The following is a 6817-nucleotide window of genomic DNA, read 5'->3' as shown; positions in this document are numbered from 1 at the left end:
GACACGCCTCAAAGAATAAGGATTGCTTGAAGCAGTCAAACTTCTTTGGAAGCCCCCACTTCAAATTTTCGCTAGAAAATTAAGTGGGGGTAGTTCACCGATGCACGTCGTACACCGAGCGTTTCGTCGCTTGTTTCAGCCATTCGTATTCAGTGCGGTCAAGCGGCGGGGCTGACGCAGCGGCGACGTTTTCCTCAAGCTGTTCAAGGCGGCTGGCGCCCGGGATGACGGCGGCAACGACCGGGTCATACAAGCAAAATTGCAGCGCGGTCGCGGTCAAGGACCGGCGTCCGGCCGTTTTTTCCTTCAGCTTCGGGATGAGCGCCTGCAGTTCTTCATACGAATAATCGAGGTAGCCGTGTTGTTTCACCGCGCTGCCCGCCTGCTCAAGCGGGCGGCTCGTGAGCAAGCCTTTTGCGACCGGGCCGCGGGCGATCACGCTGATGTTGTGTTCGCGAAGAGGCGGGAACCATTCTTCCGGGCGGCGATCAAGCAAGCTGTATTGCATCATGACGCTGACGATGTTCGAGCGCTTCACATATTCGCGAATGACGTTTGGGCGGATCGAGGAGATGCCGTACCAACGGATGACGCCTTCTTGCTTCAACTCTTCGAACGCTTCAATCGTCTCATCGATCGGGTCGTCGATCGTGCCGCCGTGGAGCTGGTATAAGTCAATGTAGTCCGTTTGCAGACGGCGCAGGCTCTCTTTGACCGCTTGTTTGATATAGGCTTTTGACGGATCCCAGTCCCAGCCGCTGCCATCCGGCCGCCAACGGTTGCCGACTTTTGTCGCGATAATGACTTGGCCGCGTTTTCCTTTCACCGCTTTGCCGACAAACTCCTCATTTAAGCCGCGGTCGTATAAATCGGCTGTATCCAAGTAGTTGATGCCGCGCTCCAACGCTTCATGGATGAGATAGATGGCATGGCGCTCATCCGTGCCGAGCGACATGCAGCCGAGGCCGATTTCGCTCACATACAAATCCGATGTGCCGATGCGGCGTTTGTTCATTTTTTGCGCCTCCTTTCGCGATCAATGACACGTCCATTGTACAACGGAAGCGAAAAAATGGCCAAACATGTAGTACAATGGAAAAGAATCGATCCAATTTGATAGGGGAGAATGAACATGGAGCTGTATGAAAAAACGATCCGCAAAGAGAAGCTGTTCAGCGGCTGCATTATTGAGTTGTATGTGGAGGAAGTGGAGCTGCCAAACGGGCAGAAAAGCCGGCGCGAGGTGATCAAGCACCCGGGCGCGGTGGCGGTGCTGCCGCTGTTGCCGGATGGGAAAATCGTTCTTGTCCGCCAGTATCGAAAAGCGCTCGAGCGCGCATTAGTCGAGATTCCGGCGGGCAAGCTAGAACATGGGGAAGAGCCGCTCGCTTCCGCACACCGCGAGCTGGAAGAGGAAACGGGCTACCGCGCCCAATCGATGCGCCATCTGATTTCTTTTTATACGTCCCCGGGGTTTGCCGATGAGCTCATTCATTTGTATGTCGCCGAGGGGCTGGAAAAAGCGGAGGACGGCGCCGATTTGGATGAAGATGAGTTTGTCGAGCTGTTGGAAGTGACATTGGAGGAGGCGCTTCATATGCTGGAACGACGCGAAATTTATGACGCCAAAACGGCGTACGCTTTGCAATATTTGCAGTTGCGCCGCGCGTTGGGGGAGCAAAATGCCTGATCAAACACACGCGGGCGGCCTCGGCCGTTATTACGCTGATTTACATATTCACATCGGCCGCACCGCCTCGGGCCGCCCGGTGAAAATTACCGGGGCGCGGACGTTGACGCTTGAGAACATCTTGCATGAGGCGGCTGAGGTGAAAGGGATCGACCTCGTCGGTGTTATTGACAGCCATGTGCCCGAAGTGCTGGACGAGCTCGAGCGGGCAATGGAGAAGCACGGTTGGCGCGAACATGAGGGGGGCGGCGTCAGCGCCGGAAAGGTGACGCTTTTGCTAGGCAGTGAAATCGAAGTATATGACGACCATTGCCATGGACCGATCCATGTGCTCGCCTTTTTGCCGACCGTTTCCGCCATGCGCGCGTTTTCTGTCTGGCTTGGGGAGCGGGTGAAAAACGTATCGCTCAGCACGCAGCGCCTTCACGCCTCAGGGCGCGAATTGCAACAGACAGTGAAAGAGCGAGGCGGCTGGTTCATCCCTGCGCATGCATTCACCCCGTTTAAAAGTTTGTACGGAAGAGGCGTCGAACGCAGCTTGACGGAGGTGTTCGACCCGGATCTCATTGATGCTGTAGAACTTGGGCTGAGCGCCGACACGGCGATGGCCGACCAGATCGCCGAATTGCATCGCTACCCGTACTTGACGAATTCCGATGCCCATTCGCTGCGGAAAATCGCCCGCGAATATGAAGAAGTGCGGCTTTCCTCCCCGACGTTTGCCGAGTTTGAAAAAGCGCTGCGCGGTGAAGACGGGCGCGTGATTGTCGCCAACTACGGTTTAAATCCGAAACTAGGAAAATATCACCAGACAGTGTGCGAGCGTTGCCTTGCGCCGGCTGCACCGGACGTCGACAGCTGTGCGGCATGCGGCCATCATCGGGTCGTGAAAGGTGTGTTTGACCGGCTGGAGGAGCTGAAAACGGCAGAACGCGGGCCGAAACGGCCGCCGTACATTTATCAAGTGCCGCTTGAATTCATCCCCGGCCTTGGTCCAAAAGCGTATGAAAAACTGCTTGGCCGTTTTGGCACGGAAATACGTGTTCTTCATGAGGCGTCGGAGGAAGAGATCGCGGAGACGGTCGGAGAAAAATTGGCCCAACTGATCGTCCTTGCCCGCAGCGGCGCGCTCTATATCGAGGCCGGGGGCGGTGGGAGATACGGAAAAGTGCGGGAAGCGTGATGGACAAAAGCGGGAGGAAGCGGAACGCTGAGCGCCATGGCCCCATCCAGCAAGGGAACGGCCATGGCGGTGTTCTTTTGGCAAAAAGCAGTCATACATCAGGCGGATGGACATACAATCTACTAAGAGACAAATAGGAGGACGAAGCACGATGAGAACCCATCCGCTGAAATCGGCCGCCGCTATTCATTTGCGCGACCACGCTTCACTATACGTATTTGTCATCGTCCTGTTTTTAATGGGCGTCATTTTTGGCGCCATTGTCGTCAACAGCCTCGGCTTCAGCCAAAAGCAAGATTTGTATTATTACTTGGCGCAATTTTTTGGACAAGTATCAAAAGACAACGTGGCAAGCGCCCACGACATGTTCCGTCAAAGCTACATGCATAACGTCAAATATATGGCCCTCATGTGGGTGCTCGGCATTTCCGTCATCGGACTGCCGGTCATTTTGGTTTTACTGTTTTTAAAAGGCATTGTCGTCGGCTTCACCGTCGGCTTTTTAGTCAATCAAATGGGCTGGAAAGGGTTTTTATTGTCATTTGTTTCGGTGATGCCGCAAAATTTGCTTGTCATTCCGCTCATGATCGTGATGGGCGTGATGTCGATATCGTTTTCCTTGCGGATGGTGCGCAATCAGTTTATGAAACGGCCGCACGAGCCAGTGTTCCCGATGGTGATGCGCTATGCCGCGGCGATGGCCGCGGCCGCCTTCGGGCTGCTTGTCTCTTCGGCGGTGGAAGCGTACCTTTCGCCGGTCTTGATGAAACAGGTGGTGAAATGGGTCGTTAATTTAATAATAATTATTATGTAGTAATCATTGTTGTTTTTTTGTGATAGTAATTATACTTTGAACCTTCCCGCGCACATTTGTTATAATGGGAGGTGAATAGCGAGGGAGGAATGAAAACATGGAAGATCGTGTGGAACGAATTAAGAAGCAGCTGCACTCAGCCGGCTATAAACTGACGCCGCAGCGGGAAGCGACAGTAAGAGTCCTGCTTGAACATGAAGAAGACCATTTAAGCGCGGAAGACGTCTACCTCCTCGTGAAAGAAAAATCCCCAGAGATCGGACTGGCGACCGTATATCGGACGCTCGAGCTGCTCACCGAGTTGAAAATTGTCGATAAAATCAACTTCGGGGACGGGGTGTCGCGCTATGATCTCCGCAAGGAAGGGGCGGCCCATTTTCATCACCATCTCGTTTGCCTCGAATGCGGATCGGTAGCGGAAATTCAAGAGGATTTGCTTGAAGACGTCGAAGCCATTGTCGAGCGGGAATGGAAATTTAAAATTAAAGACCACCGCTTGACGTTCCACGGCATTTGCCATCGCTGCCAGCAAAAACACGAAGAAGAAAAATAAAAAACCTTTTCCGGCGGGAAAGGGTTTTTGCGTATATACGTATAAATCAGGAACCAAACGGCATATCCTCATACTAGCAAACAGACAAGCTGCCGATGGGGAGGATGCCATGAAAACCGTTTGGCAAATGGTGAAAGTATTTCTTTTGTTTACGGGATGCACCATTTTATTTTATTATAGTCTTGTATGGTTTAACCGCGAATATGAATTTTATCACCGGTACGATGAGCCGAAAGGATCGGCGGTCAAAGTATCGGCGGCAGAGAGTGCGCCGCCCAGCTGGCTTGACCGGCTATTATTTTTTTATCGCGACGGGGAGTAGAGAGCGTTGGAACACGAATTGAGCGATTTCCTGCATTATTTGACGGTGGAGCGAAACTTGGCGCATAACACCATTATTTCATACGAGCGCGATTTGAAAAAGTATGCCCATTATTTGCGCCAAGTTGAGCAGCTCGGGGCGTGGGGCGAAGTCGAGCGGCTGCACATTCTTCATTTCTTGAAATTTTTGAGCGAACAAGGACAGTCGGCGCGGACGATTGCCCGTCATTTGGCGTCGATTCGCTCGTTCCATCAGTTTTTGCTGCGGGAGAAAATCGTTTCCCAAGATCCGACCGTCCATATCGAAACGCCGCAGTTTGAGCGGACGCTGCCGAAAGTGCTGTCGGTCGAGGAAGTGGAAGCGCTCTTGTCAGCGCCGCAGACGAATACGCCATTTGGCTTGCGCGACAAGGCGATGCTCGAGCTGTTGTATGCGACCGGCATGCGCGTCAGCGAACTCGTGCAGCTGAATTTGGCTGACGTGCACTTGACGATGGGGTTTGTCCGCTGCTATGGAAAAGGTCGAAAAGAGCGGATCGTGCCGATCGGGCGAATGGCGATCGAGGCGCTTATCCGCTACTTGGAGCACGGGCGTCCGCAGCTTGTCAATCCGCGCAAACGGGCAACCGAGGCGCTGTTTTTGAACCATTACGGGCAGCGCCTGACGCGGCAAGGGTTTTGGAAAATTTTGAAACGACTGGCCAAAGAGGCGGGAATTGAAAAAGAGCTAACCCCCCATACGCTCCGGCACTCGTTTGCGACTCATCTGCTTGAGAACGGGGCTGACTTGCGCGCCGTTCAGGAACTGCTTGGGCATGCTGACATTTCAACGACGCAAATGTATACGCACGTGACGAAAACGCGCCTAAAAGACGTGTATAAACAGTACCATCCGCGCGCCTAGCTGCGCCCATTGCTGTGGCTGGGCGTTTGCTTGTTTGTAAAGTTGTCAGACTTCTGACCAATTCACCGCCAGCGTGTTTTGCGCTCAAATTAGGAACAATAGGAAGAGACACCATCTTCATTGCAGGCAGGAGGAATGAACGTGAAAGCCAGATACCGGCGCGTGTTTTTAATTGTCATGGATTCGGTCGGCATCGGCGAGGCGCCTGATGCTGAAAAGTATAACGACAAAGGAGCGGATACGCTTGGGCATATCGCTGAATACCGCGGCGGCTTGCGCATGCCGAATATGGCGAAGCTCGGTTTAAGCCATATTCGTGAAATTAAGGGAGTGCCGAAAGTCGCGGAGCCGCTCGCGTATCACACCAAAATGAAAGAGGCGTCCGCCGGCAAAGATACGATGACCGGCCATTGGGAGCTGATGGGCCTTCGCATCGACAAGCCGTTCCGCGTCTTTCCTGACGGATTTCCGGACGAGCTGATCGCCGAACTGGAGCGGCGCACCGGTCGGAAGGTGATCGGCAACAAACCGGCAAGCGGAACGGCGATCATTGAAGAGCTCGGTGAAGAGCATATGAAAACAGGGGCGATCATCGTCTACACATCAGCTGATTCTGTCTTGCAAATCGCTGCCCACGAGGACGTCGTGCCGCTTGAGGAGCTGTACCGCATTTGTGAAATCGCCCGTGAGCTGACGCGCGATGAGCCATACATGGTTGGGCGCGTCATCGCCCGCCCGTTCATCGGGACGCCCGGCCGGTTTGAGCGGACGCCGAACCGGCATGACTATGCGCTCAAACCGTTCGGCCGCACGGTGATGAACGAACTGAAAGACGCGGGCTATGATGTGATCGCCATTGGAAAAATCGCCGATATTTACGACAATGAAGGGGTGACGCAATCGCTGCGGACTACCTCGAACATGGATGGCATGGATAAGCTCATCGGTACGCTCAGCATCGACTTTACCGGGCTCAGTTTTGTGAACCTCGTCGATTTTGATGCCAAATATGGCCACCGCCGCGACCCAAAAGGCTACGGCGACGCGCTTGAGGAGTTTGACGCCCGGCTTGCCGAGGTGCTGCCGCGGCTGAAAAACGATGACCTTCTGATCATTACGGCCGATCATGGCAACGATCCGGTGCACCATGGAACGGACCATACGCGCGAATATGTGCCGCTTCTGGTGTACAACCCGCGTTTTCAGGGCGGAAAGCCGCTCCCGGTCCGCGAAACGTTCGCCGATGTCGGGGCGACGATCGCCGATAATTTTCAAGTTCATATGCCGCCGCACGGAACGAGCTTTTTGGCCGACTTAAAGTAACAGAGGCCGCTCTGCTTTTTTGGCGGTGA

Annotated in this window: 8 protein-coding genes; 7 read left to right on the top strand and 1 reads right to left on the bottom strand. The window is 53.9% G+C overall.

All coding sequences use genetic code 11. The annotated features are described in order from the left end of the window. Positions 1-94: 94 nt before the first annotated feature. On the bottom strand, positions 95-1015 hold the full coding sequence (locus CV944_RS09005) for an aldo/keto reductase (RefSeq protein ID WP_100659598.1): 921 nt from the start codon (positions 1013-1015) through the stop codon (positions 95-97). A 117-nt stretch (positions 1016-1132) separates the two neighbouring features. On the opposite strand from CV944_RS09005, the gene CV944_RS09000 reads away from it, so the two are divergent. From CV944_RS09000 to deoB, 7 genes are all read left to right on the top strand, one after another. Next, on the top strand, positions 1133-1690 hold the full coding sequence (locus tag CV944_RS09000) for an NUDIX domain-containing protein (RefSeq protein ID WP_100659597.1): 558 nt from the start codon (positions 1133-1135) through the stop codon (positions 1688-1690). Beyond that, positions 1683-2873 (top strand): endonuclease Q family protein, encoded by a 1191-nt coding sequence (locus tag CV944_RS08995; RefSeq protein ID WP_100659596.1) that lies wholly within the window; start codon positions 1683-1685, stop codon positions 2871-2873. Before CV944_RS09000 ends, CV944_RS08995 begins: the two co-directional genes overlap by 8 nt. A gap of 151 nt (positions 2874-3024) precedes the next feature. Next, the gene (spoIIM, locus tag CV944_RS08990) at positions 3025-3687 is read left to right on the top strand and encodes a stage II sporulation protein M (RefSeq protein WP_033009057.1); all 663 of its coding nucleotides are present in this window, start codon (positions 3025-3027) and stop codon (positions 3685-3687) included. A 97-nt stretch (positions 3688-3784) separates the two neighbouring features. Then, positions 3785-4240 (top strand): ferric iron uptake transcriptional regulator, encoded by a 456-nt coding sequence (gene fur, locus CV944_RS08985; protein WP_033009058.1) that lies wholly within the window; start codon positions 3785-3787, stop codon positions 4238-4240. A 109-nt stretch (positions 4241-4349) separates the two neighbouring features. Beyond that, on the top strand, positions 4350-4562 hold the full coding sequence (locus CV944_RS08980) for a YqzK family protein (protein WP_033009060.1): 213 nt from the start codon (positions 4350-4352) through the stop codon (positions 4560-4562). A 6-nt stretch (positions 4563-4568) separates the two neighbouring features. Continuing rightward, a complete protein-coding gene (gene xerD, locus CV944_RS08975) occupies positions 4569-5465 on the top strand; it encodes a site-specific tyrosine recombinase XerD (protein ID WP_100659595.1) in 897 nt (298 codons plus the stop codon). A 135-nt stretch (positions 5466-5600) separates the two neighbouring features. Then, positions 5601-6788, top strand: coding sequence for a phosphopentomutase (gene deoB, locus CV944_RS08970; RefSeq protein ID WP_033009064.1), 1188 nt, complete (start codon positions 5601-5603; stop codon positions 6786-6788). Positions 6789-6817 lie beyond the last annotated feature (29 nt).

Source organism: Geobacillus sp. WSUCF-018B, assembly GCF_002809985.1.
Classification (GTDB): Bacteria; Bacillota; Bacilli; order Bacillales; family Anoxybacillaceae; genus Geobacillus; species Geobacillus thermophilus.
Note: the sequence above shows the minus strand (reverse complement) of the source record. Positions and strands in the feature narration are given on the sequence as shown.